Origin of the sequence: Corallococcus sp. CA047B, from assembly GCF_003612065.1 — a bacterium.
GTDB classification, from domain to species: domain Bacteria; phylum Myxococcota; class Myxococcia; order Myxococcales; family Myxococcaceae; genus Corallococcus; species Corallococcus praedator.
The window spans coordinates 1-18,026 of the sequence record NZ_RAWD01000200.1 but is presented as its reverse complement, the minus strand read 5'-3'; the positions used below and the strand labels follow the sequence as shown (position 1 = coordinate 18,026).

General features: G+C 74.0%; 2 protein-coding genes. Both read left to right on the top strand.

Annotated elements, in window-relative coordinates; genetic code table 11:
* The first annotated feature begins 2 nt into the window (after window positions 1-2).
* Window positions 3-7,718, top strand: coding sequence for a non-ribosomal peptide synthetase (locus D7X74_RS26780; protein ID WP_120535844.1), 7,716 nt, complete (start codon window positions 3-5; stop codon window positions 7,716-7,718).
* On the top strand, window positions 7,715-18,026 hold a 10,312-nt coding region (locus tag D7X74_RS26775; RefSeq protein WP_147446687.1), incomplete at its 3' end, for a non-ribosomal peptide synthetase. The genes D7X74_RS26780 and D7X74_RS26775, both read left to right, overlap by 4 nt.

The following is an 18,026-nucleotide window of genomic DNA, read 5'->3' as shown; positions in this document are numbered from 1 at the left end:
CGTTGCCCGCTGCCACGGTCCTTGAAGCGGGGCACCCCGAGGACGTGGCCTACGTGCTCTACACGTCGGGCTCCACGGGCCGTCCCAAGGGCGTGCAGGTGCCCCACCGGGCCCTGGCCAACTTCCTGGCGGCGATGGTGGACGCGCTGCCGCTGGAGGGCGAGCGGCTGCGCTTCCTGTGCACCACGACGGCGACGTTCGACATCTTCGCGCTGGAGACGCTCCTGCCCCTGTGGTTGGGGCACGAGGTGGTGCTGGCCGACGAGGCGTCCCAGCGCGCCCCGGAGCGGCTGGGGGCGCGTATCCAGGAGACGGGCTGCTACGTGGTGCAGCTCACTCCCTCGCGCCTCCAGCTCCTGTTGGAGGACCCCGTGGGGCGGGCGGCCCTGGCCGGGGTGCGGCTGCTGCTCGTGGGCGGCGAGCCGCTGCCGGCGCACCTGCTGGCGCGCGCGCGGACGCTCACCTCCGCGCGCATCTTCAATCTGTACGGGCCCACGGAGACCACGGTCTGGTCCACGGTGAGCGAGCTGACGCAGAAGACCTCCGTGGACGTGGGGCGGCCGGTCCTCAACACCCAGGTGCTGGTGTTGGACGCAGCCGGGGAGCTGCTGCCCCCGGGCGTCGTCGGGGAGCTGTGCATCGCGGGCGAGGGGCTGGCCCGCGGCTACCTGGGGCGACCGGAGTTGACGGCGGAGCGCTTCGTGGCGTCCGAGCACGCGCGGGGCGGGCGGCTGTACCGCACCGGCGACCGCGCCCGGTGGCTGCCTTCCGGCGAGCTGGAGCACCACGGCCGGAGCGACCACCAGGTGAAGCTGCGCGGCCACCGCATCGAGCCCGGAGAGATTGAAGCCTGTTTGGTGACGTCGGGCCTGGCCTCGGCCGCGGTGGTGGTGGTGCGGCCGGATGCCGTCGCGGGGCCGGTGCTCGTGGCGTTCTATGTGCCCCAGGAGCCGGTGCGGCCTCCTCGCGAGGTCCTGGCCCGGCTGCTGCCGGCCGCCCTCGTCCCGTCGCACTTCGTCCCGCTGGCGACGCTCCCCACGCTGCCCAGCGGCAAGGTGGACCGCAACGCGCTGGTGTGGGTGCCCGGGCAGGGGCGGGAGGACGCGCCGCGCGTCGCGCCGGCCACGCCGACCGAGGCCCGACTGCTGCCGCTCTTCGAGCGGGTGCTGGGCGCGCAGGCCCTGGGCGTGACGGACTCGTTCTTCGAGCAGGGCGGCCATTCGCTGCTCGCGGTGCGGCTGGCGCACCAGGTGACGGAGCACACGGGCCGGCGGGTGTCCTTGGTGGACGTGTTCCACGCGCCCACGGTCCGCGCCCTCGCGGAGCGGGTGGACGCGGCCACGCCGGCGTGGGCTCCGCTGCCCCGGGGCGCGGAGGCCGAGCACCACCCCGTCCTTGCGGCGCAGGCGCAGCTCTACGTGCTCCAGGCCCGGGGCGGCGCGGACGACTCGCGCTACCACATGACGGGCGCGCTGGCGCTGACGGGCGCGCTGGACGCGGGTCGGTTGGAGGAAGCGCTGCGAGCGCTGATCCACCGGCACGAGGCGTTCCGCACGTCCTTCGTGTTCGTGGACGGCGAGGTCCGCCAGCGCGTGGCCGCGTCGGTGCCCTTCCAGTTGGAGCGCCTGTCGTCCAGCGAAGACGTGCCCACGCTGGCGCGCCGCTTCGCGCGGCCGTTCGACCTCGCGACGGCGCCGCTGTTCCGGGCGGCCCTGGTGGAGCGCGCGGACGGACCCGCGCTGTTGCTCGTGGACCTGCACCACCTCATCTCCGATGCGGCGTCGGTGGAGCTCGTGCTCCGGGAGCTGGTGGCGCTGTACGCCGGAGCTTCACTTCCGCCCCCGGGCCCCGGGCCCCGGGTCGCCGCCGCATGGCAGCGCGAGCGCCTGGAGTCCGCGGAGCTGCGGGCGCAGGCCGCGCACTGGCGCCAGGTGCTCACGCCGCCGCCTCCGCCGCTGGACCTGCCCTCGGACGGACCGCGCACCCAGGACGCCTTGCTGGAGGCCGACGCCCGGACGGTGGAGCTGTCCCTGGAGCTCACGGCGCGACTGCGCGAGCTGTGCCAGCGCCAGGGGACCACGCTGTTCAACGGGCTGCTGGCGGCCTTCGCGGTGGTGCTGTCCCGCCATGGCGCCACCCGCGACGTGGCGGTGGGGGTGCCGGTGCTCGGCCGCGGGCACCCGGAGCTGCGGGACGCGGTGGGCCTGTTCATGGACACGGTGGTGCTGCGCAACACCGTCCGCGAGGAGGACTCCGCCCTGGCGTTCCTGGCGCGGGTCTCCCGCACCACGCAGGACGCGCTCGCGAACCAGGAGCTGCCCTTCGCTCATGTCGCGGCGCAGGCCCAGGAGGGCGCTGGCACCGCGCGGGGGGCGCTGTTCGACGTGCTGTTCAGCCTCCAGGAGGACGGCCCGCAGAAGCTGGAGGCGGGGGCCGGCCTGGGCCTGGAGCGGTTGGCGCCGCCCCTGCCCACGTCGAAGGTGGAGCTGACCCTCACGGCGCTGGTGCGTGAGGACGGCCCCCTCCGGCTGGAGTGGAGCTTCCGCCGGTCCCTCTTCCACGCCGAGCGCATCGAGCGGATGGCGCGGCGCTTCGGGTGCCTGCTGGAGGCGATGGTGTCACGCCCCCAGGCGGCGTTGCGCGACCTGTCCCTGTTTCCTTCTGACGAAGAGGCGCGGCTGCGCGCGGGCTTCCACACCGCGCACCACGACTACCCGCCGCATCAGACAGTGGGGGCGCTGTTCGCGGAGCAGGCGGCGCTCCACCCGGAGGCGCTGGCCGTGTGGCACGAGGGCCAGGGGCTGACGTACCGGGAGCTGGACGCTCGCAGCAACGCGCTGGCGAGGCGGATGCGGGGGCTGGGCGTCGGGCGCGAGGCGGTGGTGGCGGTGCTGTCGCGGCCGTGCGTGGAGATGGTGGTGGGCATCCTCGCGGTGGTGAAGGCGGGCGGCGCGTGGCTGCCCCTGGATCCGGCGCACCCGCCGGAGCGCACCGCGCTGCTGCTGCGGGACGCGGGCGCGCGCTGGCTGCTGGAGGACGTGGCGCACCCGGCCGTGCGCTTCGAGGGGACGCGGTGCGTGCTGGACGGGGAGGCAGCGCAGGGCGGGGACGCCGCGCCGCTGCCGGGCGTGAACGGGCCCGGGGACCTGCTGTACGTCATCTACACCTCGGGGACCACGGGCACGCCCAAGGGCGTGATGATGGAGCACCGGGCGCTGTGCAACCAGGTGTCGTGGCTGCGGCGGATGTTCGCTCCGGCCGGAAGCCTGCGGCACATGCTGCTGGTGTCGCCCGCGGTGGACGTCTCCGTGCACCAGCTCTTCCTGCCGCTGATGCGGGGCGACGCGCTCTTCCTGCCCACGTACGACACGCTGGTGTCGCCCGAGGCGCTTCATGCCTACGTCGTGGAGCACCGCATCGACGTGGTGGACTCGGTGCCGGCGCTGCTCAAGGGGCTGCTGGAGCATGGCAGCGCCCGGGGGAAGTTGAAGGTCCCCTACCTCTGCTTCGGCGGCGACGTGCTGGGCGCGAGCGTGGTGGAGCTGGTGGAGCGCCACGCGGACATCTCCACCCTGGTCAACTACTACGGACCCACCGAGGCCTGCCTCAACACCACGGCCCTCTTCACCCGGGACTGGCGGCGCTACACGCAGGTCCCCATCGGGCCGCCCGTGGACAACTACCGCGTGTACCTGGTGGACGCGCACCTCAACCTCGTGCCGCCGGGAACGCCCGGCGAGCTGTGCGTGGGCGGCGTGGGGCTGGCGCGCGGCTACCTGGGCCGGCCGGACCTGACCGCGGAGCGCTTCGTGCCCAACCCGTTCGCGCCGGGCGAGCGCATGTACCGCACGGGCGACCTCGCGCGCTGGCTCCCGGACGGACAGGTGGACTTCCTGGGCCGCGTGGATCAACAGGTGAAGATCCGCGGCTTCCGCGTGGAGACGGGCGAGGTGGAGGTCGTCCTCGGCCGGCAGCCCGGCGTGGCGGACTGCGTGGTGGCGGCGCTGGACGACGGTCGGGAGGGCAAGCGGCTGGCGGCGTTCGTCGTGGCGCGCGCGGGCACCCATCTAGAGCTGGCGGCCCTGCGCGAGGCCCTCAAGGCGAAGCTCCCCGCGTACATGGTGCCGTCGCTGCTGGTGCCCCTGGACGCGCTGCCGCTCACGGTGAGCGGCAAGACGGACCGCAAGGCGCTCGCGGCGCTCGCGGCCTCGCATGAGGCCGTCGTGGTGGAGGCCTCGCGTCCCCTCACGGATCCCGAGCGGGGCGTGGCGCGCATCTGGTCCCAGGTGCTGGGCGTGCCGGTGGCGCGGCCCTCGGAGGACTTCTTCGAGCTGGGCGGGCACTCCCTGCTCGCGACCCAGGTGGCTTCGCGGCTGCGCGCGCAACTGGGCCTGGAGGTGCCGCTGCGGCTCCTGTTCGAACACCCGGTGCTGGAGGACTTCGCGCGGGTGCTGACGTCGGCGGGCGCGCCGTCCGGGGAAGCGGCCCGCATCCCCGCCGTAGCGCGCACCGGGCCCCTGCCCGCGTCGTCCGCGCAGCAGCGCCTGTGGTTCCTGGATCAACTGGAGCCGGGCAGCCCCCTGTACACCATCGCGGGCGCGGTGCGGCTGGAGGGGCGCCTGGACGAGGACGCGTTGGACGGCGCGTTCCGTCAGCTCGTGGACCGTCACGAAGCGCTGCGCACCACGTTCGCGGTGCACGAAGGCCAGTGCGTCCAGGTCATCCACCCGACCATGGCCTTCACCCTGGAGCGGGAGGAGGTGTCCGGGGCCCTGGAAGAGGACGTGCTGGCGCAAGCGGCGCGGCGTCCCTTCAACCTCGCCACGGGGCCGCTCCTGCGCGTGCGGCTCTATCGCCTGTCCGCGGAGCAGCACGTCGTGCTGGTGGCGATGCACCACATCGTCGCGGACGGGTGGTCCATCCAGCTGCTCCTCCAGGAACTGGCGCGCACCTACGCGGCGCGGGTGACGGGCGTGGGTGAGGCCCTGGCCCCGCTGCCCATCCAGTACGCGGACTACGCGGTCTGGCAGCGCGAGGGCGCCGGTGCGCGGACGCTGGAGGAGGACCTCACCTTCTGGAAGGCGCACCTGGGCGAGCGCCCGCCGCCGCTGCGCCTGCCCACGGACCGGCCGCGCCCGGCCGTCCAGACGACGCGGGGCGCGCTGCTCTCCGGGACGCTCCCGCCCGCGCTGGCGCGAGGCCTGGAGGCGCTGGGACGGGGCGGGGGACGCACCCTGTTCATGACGCTGCTGGCGGCCTTCCAGGCGCTGCTGCACCGCTACACCGGACAGCGCACCGTCATCGTGGGAACGCCCATCGCGAACCGCACCCGCCAGGAGGTGGAGGGCGTGCTGGGGTGCTTCGTCAACACGCTCGCGCTGCGCGCGGACGTGGATCCGGAAGAGCCCTTCGAGGTGTTCGCGGAGCGCGTGGGACGCACCGTGCTGGCCGGCTACGCGCACCAGGCGCTGCCCTTCGACGTGCTGGTGGAGCGGCTGGGCGTGGAGCGGGACCTGAGCCAGTCGCCGCTGGTGCAGGTGCTCTTCGTGCTCCAGAACGCGCCCGGCGGCGCCGTGGAGCTGCCGGGGCTGCGGATGGAGTCCCGCGAGGTCTCCACGGCGACCGCGAAGTTCGACCTCTCGCTGGCGATGAGCGAGTCGCCGGACGGGCTGGACTACACCTTCGAATACAACACCGACCTCTTCGAGCTCGTGACGGTGGAGCGCCTGGCGCGCGCCTTCCAGGTGCTCCTGGAGGGGCTGGTGGAGCGGCCGCGGGCACGGCTGCGCGAGCTGCCCGTGCTGCCGCCGGAGGAGCGCCGCTTCCTCGACACGCTGAACAGGAAGGCGACGCCGGTGGAGCCCGGGCTCGCGCGCGAGTTGCTGGAGCGGCAGGCCCTGCTGCGGCCGGACGCGCCCGCGCTGGAGCACCAGGGCGTGCGGCTGAGCTTCCGCGAGTGGGATGCGCGGGCGAACCAGGCCGCGTGGGCGCTGCGCGAGCGGGGCATGGGGCCGGAGAGCGTGGTGGCCATCTGCCTGGAGCCGTCCCTGGACCTGCTGGTGACGCTCATGGGCGTCCTGAAGACGGGGGCGGCGTACCTGCCGCTGGATCCGGTCTACCCGCCCGAGCGGCTGGCGTTCATGCTGCGCGATTCGGGGGCGCGGGTGCTCGTCACGCGCGAGCACCTGCTGGGCGTGACGTCCCCGCCCGAGGGGGTGGCGTGCCTCTTGTGGGAGCGCGAGGCGGAGGCCCTGGGGCGTCAGCCGGTGGAGGCCCCGCCGCGCGTGGGTGGGCCGGACTCGCTCGCGTACCTCATCTACACGTCGGGCTCCACGGGCGTGCCCAAGGCGGTGATGGTCCCCAACGTCGCGTTGGTCAACTACAGCGACGCGGCGTCGCGGGTGTACGGGCTGCGTCAGGGGGACCGCGCGCTGCTGCTGTCCTCCATCAGCTTCGACATGAGCGTGGAGCAGATCTTCCCCTGCCTCTTCGTGGGCGGCACGCTGGTCATCCGCGAACCGGACACGCTGGACTCCGTCGCGGGCTTCACGGCGAAGGTGCACGCGTGGGGCATTGAATACCTGAGCATGCCCGCCGCGCTCTGGGCGGAGCTGACCGCGGAGCTGGCGCGGGGAACGCTCACGCTGCCGCCGTCGGTGCGCGTGGTGGTGTCCGGAGGGGAGAAGATCCTCCCCTCGCGCGTGCAGGCGTGGCTGCGCGTGGTGGGCCCGTCCGTCCGGATGTTCAACTCCTACGGCCCCACGGAGACCACCGTCATCGCCACCTCGTGCGACCTGAACGCACTGGACCCGGCGGTGCTGGAGACGCACGAGGTCCCCCTGGGGCTGCCCATCCCCAACATGCGCGTGCACGTGCTGGACGCGCACCTCCAGCCGGTGGCGCGGGGCGTGTCGGGCGAGGTCTTCATCGGCGGGACGGGCGTGGGCCGGGGCTACCACCGGCGGCCGGAGCTGACGGCGGAGCGCTTCATCCCGGATCCCTTCTCCCCGGAGCCCGGAGGTCGGCTGTACCGCACGGGGGACGTGGCCCGCCGGTTGGAGAACGGCATGGTGGAGTACCTGGGCCGCAGCGACCACCAGGTGAAGCTGCGCGGCTTCCGCATCGAGCTGGGGGAAATCGAGACCGCGCTCAGCGCGCACCCGGACGTGAAGGACGCGGTGGTGACGGTGCGCGAGGAGCCCCCGGCCGGCAAGCGGCTGGTGGTCTACGTCACGCCGCGCGGCGGGACGCGCCCCACGGGCCCCACGCTGCGGGCGTTCCTGAAGAGCCGGCTGCCGGACTACATGGTCCCCGGCGCGTACGTGTGCCTGGACGCGCTGCCCATCTCGCCGGGCGGCAAGGTGGACCGCGCCCGGCTGCCGGCCCCGGAGCGCGCGACGGAGGAGGAGTTCGTCGCGCCCGTCGGCGAGCTGGAGGAAGCGCTCGCGCGCGTGTTCTCGGACGTGCTCGCGCTGCCGCGGGTGGGCGCCACGGAGGACTTCTTCACGCTCGGGGGGCATTCGCTGCTGGCCACCCAGCTCGTGGCGCGGGTGCGCGACGCCCTGGGCGTGGACGTGCCGCTGCGCCAGGTGTTCGAGCACCCGACGGTGGCGGGGCTGGCGAAGGTGGTGGTGGCCCTTCGCGACGCGGGTGCGCCGGGGGTGGACGCGGAACGGATTGGCCGCGCCTCGCGGCAGGGACGGAAGGTCAAGCGGTGAGTGCCCTCGAACAGCCAGCGGTGGCCCTGGAGGCCGACGAGGCCTTCGTCTTCCCTGCATCGTCCGCGCAGCGGCGGCTGTGGTTCCTGGACCGGCTGGAGCCGGGCCTCGCGACCTACAACATGCCCTTCGCCCTGCGGCTGACGGGGTCGCTGCGCGAGGACGCGCTGGTCGCGAGCCTGGACGCGCTCGTGGAGCGCCACGAAGCGCTGCGGACCGCGTTCGCGGAGGAGGGCGAGCAGGTGGTGCAGCTCATCCACCCGCCCCGGCCCGTGGCACTCGCGCGCGTGTCCCTGACCGGGCTTCCCCCCGGGGAGCGGGAGGCCGCGCTGCGGGCCCTCTGCACCCGGGAGGCGGATGCTCCGTTCACCCTCACCGAGCCGGGGCTGCTGCGCTCGGTACTCGTGGCGTTGGACGGCGCCGAGCACGTCCTGCTGCTGGTGCTGCACCACATCATCTGCGACGGATGGTCGGTGGGGGTGATGACCCGCGAGCTGGCCGCGCTGTACGCCGCGCGGTGCGAGGGCCGGCCGCCCGCGCTGCCGGAGCCGGAGCTCCAGTACGTGGACTTCACCGAGTGGCAGGAGGCGTGGCTTCGCTCCGAGGCCCCGCGCCAGCACCTGGACTTCTGGCGTGAGCGGCTGGGCGGAGCGCTGCGTCCCCTGGAGCTGCCCGCGGATCATCCGCGTCCGGCCCGCTCCAGTCACCGCGGCGCCACGCGCGCGTTCGCGCTGCCCCGTGCCCTGTCCGACGAAGTGCGGCGCTTCGGGCAGGAGGAGGGTGTCACCCCGTTCATGACGTTGCTCGCGGCCTTCAGCGCGTGCCTGAACCGCTTCACGGGAGAGACGGACGTCGTCGTTGGCACGGCCATCGCGGGCCGGCCGCGCCGGGAGCTGGAGGGCGTGGTGGGCTTCTTCGCCAACACGCTGGCCCTGCGGGTGTCGCTTGACGGCAGGCCGTCGTTCCGCGAGCTGGCGCGGCGGGTGAAGGCCGTGACGTTGGAGTCCTACGCGCACCAAGCGCTGCCCTTCGAGCAGCTGGTCGAGGCGCTGGGCCTGCCGCGAGACCTGGGTCGCAACCCGCTGTTCCAGGTGATGCTGGTGCTGGAGAACCTGCCCGAGGGCGAGTTCCAACTGCCGGGGCTGGTGCTCCGCCCGTTGGACATCGAGAGCCACTCCGCGAAGTTCGACCTGACGCTCTCCCTGAAGGAGACGCCGGAGGGGTTGCTCGGCCAGCTCGAGTACAGCCGCGAGCTGTTCGAGCCGGCCACGATGGACCGCTGGCTCGTCCACTTCGAGCGGCTGTTGGGCGTGGTGCTGGCGGCGCCCGGGGAGCCACTGGACGCACTGCCGCTGCTGCCTCCGGCGGAAGCGGCGCTGCTGCTGGACACCTGGAGTCCTCCCGGCGCCCTGCCGCGCGACGGCGCGCTGCTGCACACCCGCTTCGAAGAGCAGGCCCGGCGCACCCCGGACGCGGTGGCCGTGGCGGACGACACGCGCGCGTGGACGTACGCGGAGGTGGAGCGCCGGGCCAACCGGATTGCTCGGCACTTGATGGGGCGGGGCGTGGGGCCGGAGGTGCGCGTGGGCGTGTGCCTGCGGCGCACGGTGGAGCTGCCGGTGGTGCTGCTCGCGGTGCTCAAGGCCGGAGGCGCGTACGCGCCGTTGGATCCGCACTACCCGGCGCAGCGGCTGGCGTACCTGCTGGAGGACTCCGCGTCGGCGCTGGTCATCAGCGAGCGCGCGGTGCTCGCGGCCCTGCCGGAGGCGCGGCCCGCGACCCTGTTGCTGGAGGACCTGGAGGGCCTGCTCCTGGAGGAGTCCGACGCGCCGCTCGCGCCGCGCTGCCTTCCGGGCGGGCTCGCGTACCTCATCTACACGTCGGGCTCCACCGGCCGGCCGAAGGGCGTGGCCATCGAGCACCGGAGCGCGGCGCTGCTGCTGACGTGGGCGCTGGGCGTCTTTCCGCCGGCGCTGCTGGACGGCGTGCTCGCCGCCACTTCCGTCTGCTTCGACCTGTCCGTGTTCGAGATGTTCGTCCCCTGGGCGCACGGCGGCCGGGTGCTGGTGGTGGGCAGCGTGTTGGAGCTGCCCACCTTCTCGCGGCGCGACGAGGTGACGCTCGTCAACACGGTGCCCTCCGCCATGGCGGAGCTGCTGCGCGTGGGGGGCCTGCCGCGCTCGGTGCGGGGCGTGAACCTGGCGGGCGAGGCGCTGCCCCGGCGCACCGTGGACGGGCTCTACGCGCTCGGGCAGGTGGAGCGCGTCTACAACCTCTACGGGCCGTCGGAGGACACCACGTATTCGACGTGGGAGCTGGTGCCCCGGGACGAGGCGCGCGCGCCCACCGTGGGCCGGCCGCTGGAGAACACCCGCGCCTATGTGCTGGATGCTTCGTGGCGGCCCGTGCCGCTGGGCGTGCCGGGTGAGCTGTTCCTCGCGGGCGATGGTCTGGCGCGGGGCTACCTGCTGCGGCCGGACCTCACCGCGGAGCGCTTCGTGCCGGATCCCTTCGGCCGCGAGCCCGGGGGCCGGATGTACCGGACCGGGGACCGGGTGCGCTGGCTGGCGGACGGGCGCCTGGAGTACCTGGGCCGGTTGGATCACCAGGTGAAGGTGCGCGGCTTCCGCATCGAGCTGGGGGAAGTGGAGGCCCGGCTGCGGGCCCTTCCGGACGTGGCGGACGCGCTGGTGATGGCCCGCGAGGACGCGACGGGCGGACAGCAGCTCGCGGGCTTCGTCGTTCCCCGCGAGGGACGGACGCTGGGGCCGTCGTCCCTGCGAGCGGCGCTGCTGGAGCACCTGCCCGAATACATGGTGCCGTCGCTCTGGTCGGTGCTCCCGAAGCTGCCGCTCACGCCCAATGGGAAGGTGGACCGCGCGGCCCTGCGGACCGCCGGGCTCGCGCAGGGCACGGAGGGTGCCGGAGCGCGAGCACCCCGGACGCAGACGGAAGCGCGGCTGTGCGCGCTGTGGGAGGAGCTGCTGGGCGTGCCGGTGCGGGACGTGCGGCGGGGCTTCTTCGAGCTGGGCGGGCACTCGCTGCTCGCGATGCGGCTGCGCTCCCGGGTGGAGGCGCTCTTCGACGTGTCCCTGCCGCTGCGCGCCCTCTTCGAGGCGCCGACGGTGGAGGAGCTGGCGGCGCGGCTGGATGCGGCGCGCGGCCTGCTCCGCCTGCCCCCGGTGGAACCCCAGCCGCGCGTCTCTCCGCTGCCGCTGTCCTCCGCGCAGCAGCGGCTGTACTTCCTGGAGCAGCTGGCGCCGGGCAGCGCGTTCTACACCCTCGCTACGGCGCTGAAGCTCACGGGGGCGCTGGAGCCGGAGGCGCTGGAGCGGACCCTGCGTGCGCTGACGGCCCGCCACGAGGGATTGCGAGCGCGCTTCGCGCTGGTGGAGGGCGAACCCGTCCAGTCGTTCGCCCCGGTGGACTTCGTGCTGGAGCGCGTGGACGCCTCCAGCGTGGATGCCTCCCGCGTGGACCGTCAGGTCCGCGAGGCCTGGGTGGTGGAGCGGGCCACGCGCTTCATCCGCGCGCCCTTCGCGCTGGAGCACGAGGCGCCCTTCCGCGCCCAGCTCTACACCCTGGACGCGGGTGAGCACTGGCTGGTGCTGTCCATGCACCACCTCGTCGCGGACGGCGCCTCCATCCAGGTGCTGCTGCGCGACGCGGCGGCGCTCTATGCCGGGGAGCGGATGGGCACGTCGGCCCTGTTGCCCGCGCTGCCGTACCAGCCCGCGGACCACGCCGTGTGGGAGCAGCGGCTGTGGGCCCAGGAGCTGCTGGCGCCGCAGCTCGCGTACTGGGAGGCGAAGCTGGCCGGGCCGTTGCCGGTGCTGGAGCTGCCCCTGGACTTCCCGCGCCCTGTGATGCGCACGGACCGGGGCCGGACGCTCCACTTCGAGCTGTCGTCGGCGCTCACCGCCGCGTTGCCTGCGCGGGCCCGCGCCTGGGACGTCACGCCCTTCATGCTCTTGCTCGCGGCGTTCCAGGCGGTGCTCGCCCGGCATGCGCGTCAGGACGACATCCTCGTGGGCACGCCCATCGCGGGACGGGGCGTGGCGGGGACCGAAGCGCTGGTGGGCTGCTTCATCAACACGCTCGTCCTGCGCACGGCGGTGAGCCCCGGGCTGTCCTTCGAAGAACTGGTGGCGCGCGTGAAGACCACCTGCGTGGAGGCGTTCAGCCATGCGGACCTGCCCTTCGACCGGCTGGTGCAGCACCTGCAACCGCCGCGCAGCACCGCGCACACGCCGCTGTTCCAGGCGATGTTCGTGCTCAACGAACAGGGCACGGCACAGGGGGCCTTCGCGGACGTGGATGCCCGTGAGGTGCCGCTGGAGTCGGGCACGTCCACCTTCGATCTCACCTTCACCGTGCTCCAGCGGGAGCAGGGGATGGGGGTGGCCATCGAGTACTCCACGGACCTGTTCGAGGCCGCGACCGTGGCCCGCCTGTTCGACGCGTACGAGGCGCTGCTCGCGGATGCACTGGCGCGGCCTGGCGCGCGGCTGGACACGCTGCGCCTGCTGTCGCCAGGTGCGCGTGCGCGGCTGCTGGCGGAGCGCTCGCCCGGGGTGCACGCGCCGTCCGACGAGGAGACGGTGGTCTCCCGCTTCGATGCGCAGGCGACGCGCGAGCCCGGGCGTCCCGCGGTCGTGGCGGTGGACGGGACGCTGACCTATGGCGCGCTGCGGGACGAGGCCTGGGCGCTCGCGGCCCGGCTGCGCGCGCACGGGGTGGGGCGGGGGGACCGGGTGGGCGTGTGCCTGGAGCGCACGCACCGGCTGCCGGTGGCCCTGCTGGGCGTGCTGAAGGCGGGCGCGGCGTACGTGCCGTTGGATCCCCACTTCCCGCGCGAGCGGCTGGCGCTGATGGCCGAGGACGCGGGGCTGCGCCTCACGCTCACCGAGCAGGGCTGCGAGGCGCGCCTGGGCCCGGAGGCGGGGACCCTGTGGCGCCTGGACGCGCAGGCGCAGGACGTGCGGGACGCGGGCGTCGAACGGGTCCCGGGCCCGCTCGGGATGGACGAGGCCTACGTCCTCTACACGTCGGGCTCCACCGGCCGGCCCAAGGGCGTGAGCGTGCACCACGCGGCGCTGGAGAACTTCCTTGCGTCCATGGAGGAGGCCCCGGGGCTGTCCGGGGACGACGTGCTGGCGGCCGTCACGACGTTGTCCTTCGACATCGCGGGGCTGGAGCTGTACCTGCCGCTCCGGGTGGGCGCGCGCATCGAGCTGTGCACGCGCGACGAGGCCCGGGATGCATCGCGGCTCGCGGAGCGGCTGGAGCGCGCGGGCGCGACGGTGATGCAGGCCACCCCGACGGCGTGGCGGATGTTGTTGGAGGCGGGCTGGACGAACCCGCGACGGATGACGGCGCTGTGCGGCGGCGAGCCCCTTCCGTCCGATCTCGCCGCGAGGCTCGTCGCCACGGGCGGGGCGCTGTGGAACCTCTACGGCCCCACGGAGACGACGGTCTGGTCCACGGTGGCGCGGGTACGGCCCGGGGACGCGCGGCTGACGGTGGGCCGGCCCGTCCTCAACACCCCGGTGTACGTGCTTGACGCGTGCATGGAACCGGTGCCTCCCGGCGTGTGCGGCGAGATCTACATCGGGGGCGTGGGCGTGGCGCGAGGCTACGTGGGGCGCGCCGCGCTCACGGCCGAGCGCTTCGTCCCGGATCCCTTCAGCGCCACGCCGGGCGCGCGGCTGTATGCCACGGGGGATGTCGGGTGCCTGCGCGCCGACGGGATGCTGGAGGTTCGCGGGCGCGAGGACTCGCAGGTGAAGGTGCGGGGACACCGCATCGAAACGGGCGAGGTGGAGGCCGCGCTCCGGGCCGTTCCCGACGTGCGGGACGCGGCGGTCGCGGTGCGCGATGCGGCTTCAGGCGCGGCGCGGCTGGTGGGGTACGTGGTGGCGCGGCAGGGGGCCTCGCTGTCGCCGGAAGCACTCCGTGAGGCGCTGGAGGCCCGGCTGCCCGAGTACATGGTGCCGTCCGTCTTCGTCGTGCTGCCCGCGCTGCCGACGACGCTGAACGGCAAGGTGGATCGCAAGGCGCTCCCGGAGCCGCCGGTGGAGCGCACGAAGGGGAGGGCGCCGTCGGGTCCCCGCGAGCAGTGGGTGGCGCGCGTGTTCGCGGAGGTGCTCGGCCGGACGTCGGTGGGCGCGGACGACAGCTTCTTCTCGCTGGGAGGCGACTCCGTCGCGGCCATGCGGCTCGTGTCCCGGCTGCGGCGGGAGGGCTTCGCGTCCTCGCCGAAGCAGCTCTTTGAGCACCCCACGGTGGCCGCGTTCGCCGAGCAGCTGGTTCCGCTGGAGTCCGGGCCCGCAGGGGGGATTCAGCCCGAGGACGCCGTGCGGCTTTCGCCCGGGGAGTCCGCCCCGCTCACCTCCATGCAGCGAGGCATGCTCTTCCGGGCGCTGTTCTCGCCCGCCTCGCGTGACTACTTCGAGCAGGTGGGAGGCCTGCTGCCCGCGACGCTGGACGTGGACGCGTTCCGGTCCGCGTGGACGGCGGCCGTGGAACGACACGCGGCGCTCCGCACGGTGTTCGTCCTGGACGACGCCGGAGCGCCGGCCCAGCGGGTCGTCGAAGGGTTCAAGGCCGACTCTGGAAGCGGGGATGGGGCGGCGGTGTCCGACGCCGACTGGCGCCGCTTCCTGGAAGAGGATCTGCAGCGGGGCTTCGTGCTGGAGGAGGGGCCGCTGTTCCGGCTGGCCTTGTCCCGGGCCCCCACGGGCGGCTGGCGCTTCGCGCTGTCCTTTCACCACGCCATCCTGGATGGCTGGAGCCTGGGCCTGCTGCTGTCGGAAGTGGCGGAGCACCATGACGCCGTGCTCGCGGGGAGGACGCCCGTGTTCGCGGCGTCGCCGGACTTCCGTCACTTCGTGCGCCACGAGCGGGAGCAGGACCTGGCGCCCGCGCGGGCCCTGTGGACGGAGGCCCTCCGGGGCTTCGACTCACCCACGCCGCTGCCCCACGGTGGGCCGGATGTCACCGTGGCGTCCGGGGAGCCCCGCTACGCCCGCCACGTCGTGAGCGTGGACGCCCGCGAGACCGAAGCCCTCCAGGGCTTCTGCGCGCGCCACGGGCTGACGTTGAGCACGCTGGTGCAGGCGGGCTGGGGGCTCGTGCTCGCACGACACGCGGGGGCGACGGAGGCCGTGTTCGGCTCGCTGGTGTCGGGGCGCTCCGCTCCCGTCGCGCGGGTGACGGAGCTGGTGGGCCTGCTCATCAACACGCTGCCGGTCCGCGTCCGTGTGACGGCCGGACAGCCCGTGCTCCCGTGGCTGCGCGAGCTGCAACGCGAGCAGGCCGAGCTGCGCGAGCACGAACTCGTGCCGCTGGAGCAGGTGCAGCGCTGGAGCGAGGTGGGGGCCGGGCGGCTCCTCTTCGAGAGCGTGCTCGTGGTGGACCCCTGGCCCCTGCGTGGTGGCGAGCGGGGCGTCTTCGCCGCGGGCGTCGAGGAGCTGGGCCCGCCGCGCACGGGCTTCCCGCTGCACCTGGCCGTCTACCCCGGCGCGTCGCTGGGGCTGGCGCTCACCTACGACGCGAATCGCCTGGGCGCGCAGGCCGTGGCCCGGCTCGCGGGCAGCCTGCGCACGGTCCTCGCCGCGATGGTGGAGGGGCCGGAGCAGCGCGTGGGCCGGCTGTCGCTGCTCGGGGTGGAGGAGCGACAGCAGCTGCTGCGCGCATGGAATCCCACGGAGCACGTGTTCGAGCACCCGTCTGCGCTGCACGTGCCGTTCGAACAGCAGGCCGCGCGCACGCCTTCGGCCATCGCCCTGGAGCTGGAGGGGGAGTCGATGACGTACGCGGCGCTCGACGCGCGGGCGAACCTGCTGGCGCACCGGCTGCGCGCACGGGGCGTGGGGCCGGAGGCGCTGGTGGGCGTCTTCCTGGAGCGCTCGCTCGACATGGTGGTGGGCCTGTACGGCATCCTCAAGGCGGGCGGAGCCTACCTGCCGCTGGAGCCTGGACTGCCTGCGGAGCGCCTGCGCCAGATGGTGGAGGACGCGCGTCCCCGGGTCACCCTCACGAGCCGCGCCCTGGCGGAGCGGCTGCCGGAAGGCGCGGGCACCGCGTTGGTGCTCGACGACGACGCGTGGACCTCCGGGCTCGAACCCTCCGCCGCCACACGGCCTCCTCCGGGCGGCGCGGAGCTGGACCATCCCGCGTACTGCATCTTCACGTCGGGTTCGACGGGGCGGCCCAAGGGCGCGCTCGTCACCCACCGCGGCATCCACAACCGCATCGCCTGGATGCAGGCGGCCTACGGGATGGGGCCTGACGACCGCGTCCTCCAGAAGACGCCCTTCGGCTTCGACGTGTCCGTCTGGGAGTTCTTCTGGCCGCTCGCGGTGGGAGCCCGGCTGGTGGTGGCGCGCCCTGGCGGACATCAGGATCCCGCCTACCTCGTGCGGACCCTGGCCTCCGCGCGCATCACCACGGTGCACTTCGTGCCGTCCATGCTCCAGTTCTTCCTGGAGGCGCCAGGGCTGGAGGCACTGGACGGCCTGACGCGCGTCTTCTGCAGCGGCGAGGCACTGCCGGGCGTCCTCCAGCGCCGCTGCATCGAGCGGCTCCCGCGCGCGACGCTGTACAACCTCTACGGCCCCACCGAGGCGTCCGTGGACGTGTCCCACTGGACATGCAGGCCCGGGGACGCGCGGCCCACCGTGCCCATCGGCTTCCCCGTCTTCAACACGCGACTGCACGTGCTGGACGCGGACCTCAACCTGCTGCCCACCGGCGCGCTGGGCGAGCTGTTCATCGGGGGCGTGCAGCTGGGGCGCGGCTACCTGAACCGGCCCGCGCTGACGGCCGAGCGCTTCATCCCCGACCCCTGCGCGACGGAGCCGGGGGCGCGGCTGTACCGCACGGGAGACTTGGCGCGGCGGCTGGAGGACGGCTCGCTGGAGTACGTGGGCCGCGTCGACCGCCAGGTGAAGGTGCGCGGCTTCCGCATCGAGCTGGGGGAGATCGAAGCGGTGCTCCTGGGGCTGCCCGACGTGGCCGAGGCCGCGGTGGAGGTGCGCGCGGCGCCGGGCGGGGAGGCGCTGCTCGCCGCCTACGTCGCACCGCTGGGAGGCCGTGCCCCGGCGGACTGGGGAGAGACGCTGCGCGCGGGCCTCGCGCGCGTGTTGCCCGGGTACATGGTGCCGGGTCGCTTCGCGGTGATGGAGCGGCTGCCGCTCACGCCCAGCGGCAAGGTGGACCGGCGCGCGCTGCCGGCCCTGTCGGCCGCGGCCGCGGGCCCGGACGGCGCGCGCCTCGCACCCCGGAACGCGCGCGAGGCGGTGCTGGTGGACCTCTTCGAGCACGTGCTGGGCGTCACGGGCGTGGGGGCGACGAGTGACTTCTTCCAACTCGGTGGCCACTCCATGCTCGTGCTGCGGCTGCTGGCGCGGATGGAGTCGGCCTTCGGGGTGCGGCTCCCGCTCGCCACGCTCTTCCAGACGAGCACGGTGGAGGGGCTCGCGCGCGCCGTGGAGACGGCCGGCGGCGAGCAGGGCGTGCTGGTGCCCCTGGGCGGCGAGGGCGACGGGCCTCCGCTGTTCCTCGTGCACCCGGTGGGCGGCAACGTCCTGTGCTACCGCGCGCTCGGCGAAAGGCTCACGGGCCGCCGCCTCTACGCCTTCCAGTCCCAGGGCGTCACCGGCGCCAGGCCGGACCTGACGGTGGAGGCCATGGCCACGCGCTACGTGCGCGAGCTGCGCCGGGTGCGGCCCTCCGGCCCCTACCACCTCTTCGGCTGGTCCATGGGCGGCGTCATCGCCTTCGAGATGGCCCGGCAGCTCGAAGCAGCGGGGGAGTCCGTGGGCGAGCTGTGCCTGCTGGACTCGACGCTGGAGGGCTTCGAGCAACCGCTCGGGCCCGGTGACGACGCGGCGCTGCTGGGCGCCTTCGCGGTGGACCTGGGGTTGCCTGAGGCGTCCGTGGCGTCGCTCGCCCACGGTGGAAGCCTGCTGGAGCTGCTGCGCGCCGCGCGCGACGGTGGCGTGCTGCCCGAGGACGCCCCCCTGGAGACGCTGGAGCGGCTGTACGCCGTGTTCCGCGCCAACCTGGAGGCGCTGCACGCCTACCGCCCCGGGGACTACGCGGGGTCGCTGACGCTGCTGGCCGGGGCGGAGGGCGGCATCCGGGACGCCTCCTCGCAGGACTGGGGCTGGGCCCGCGTCGTGCGCGGAGGCGTACGGACGCTGCGCGTTCCCGGCAACCACTACGAACTGCTTCAGCCGTCGCATGTGCAGGCGGTGGGCAACGCCCTGCGGGCGCTGCTCGAAGGCTCCCTGGCGCCCACCC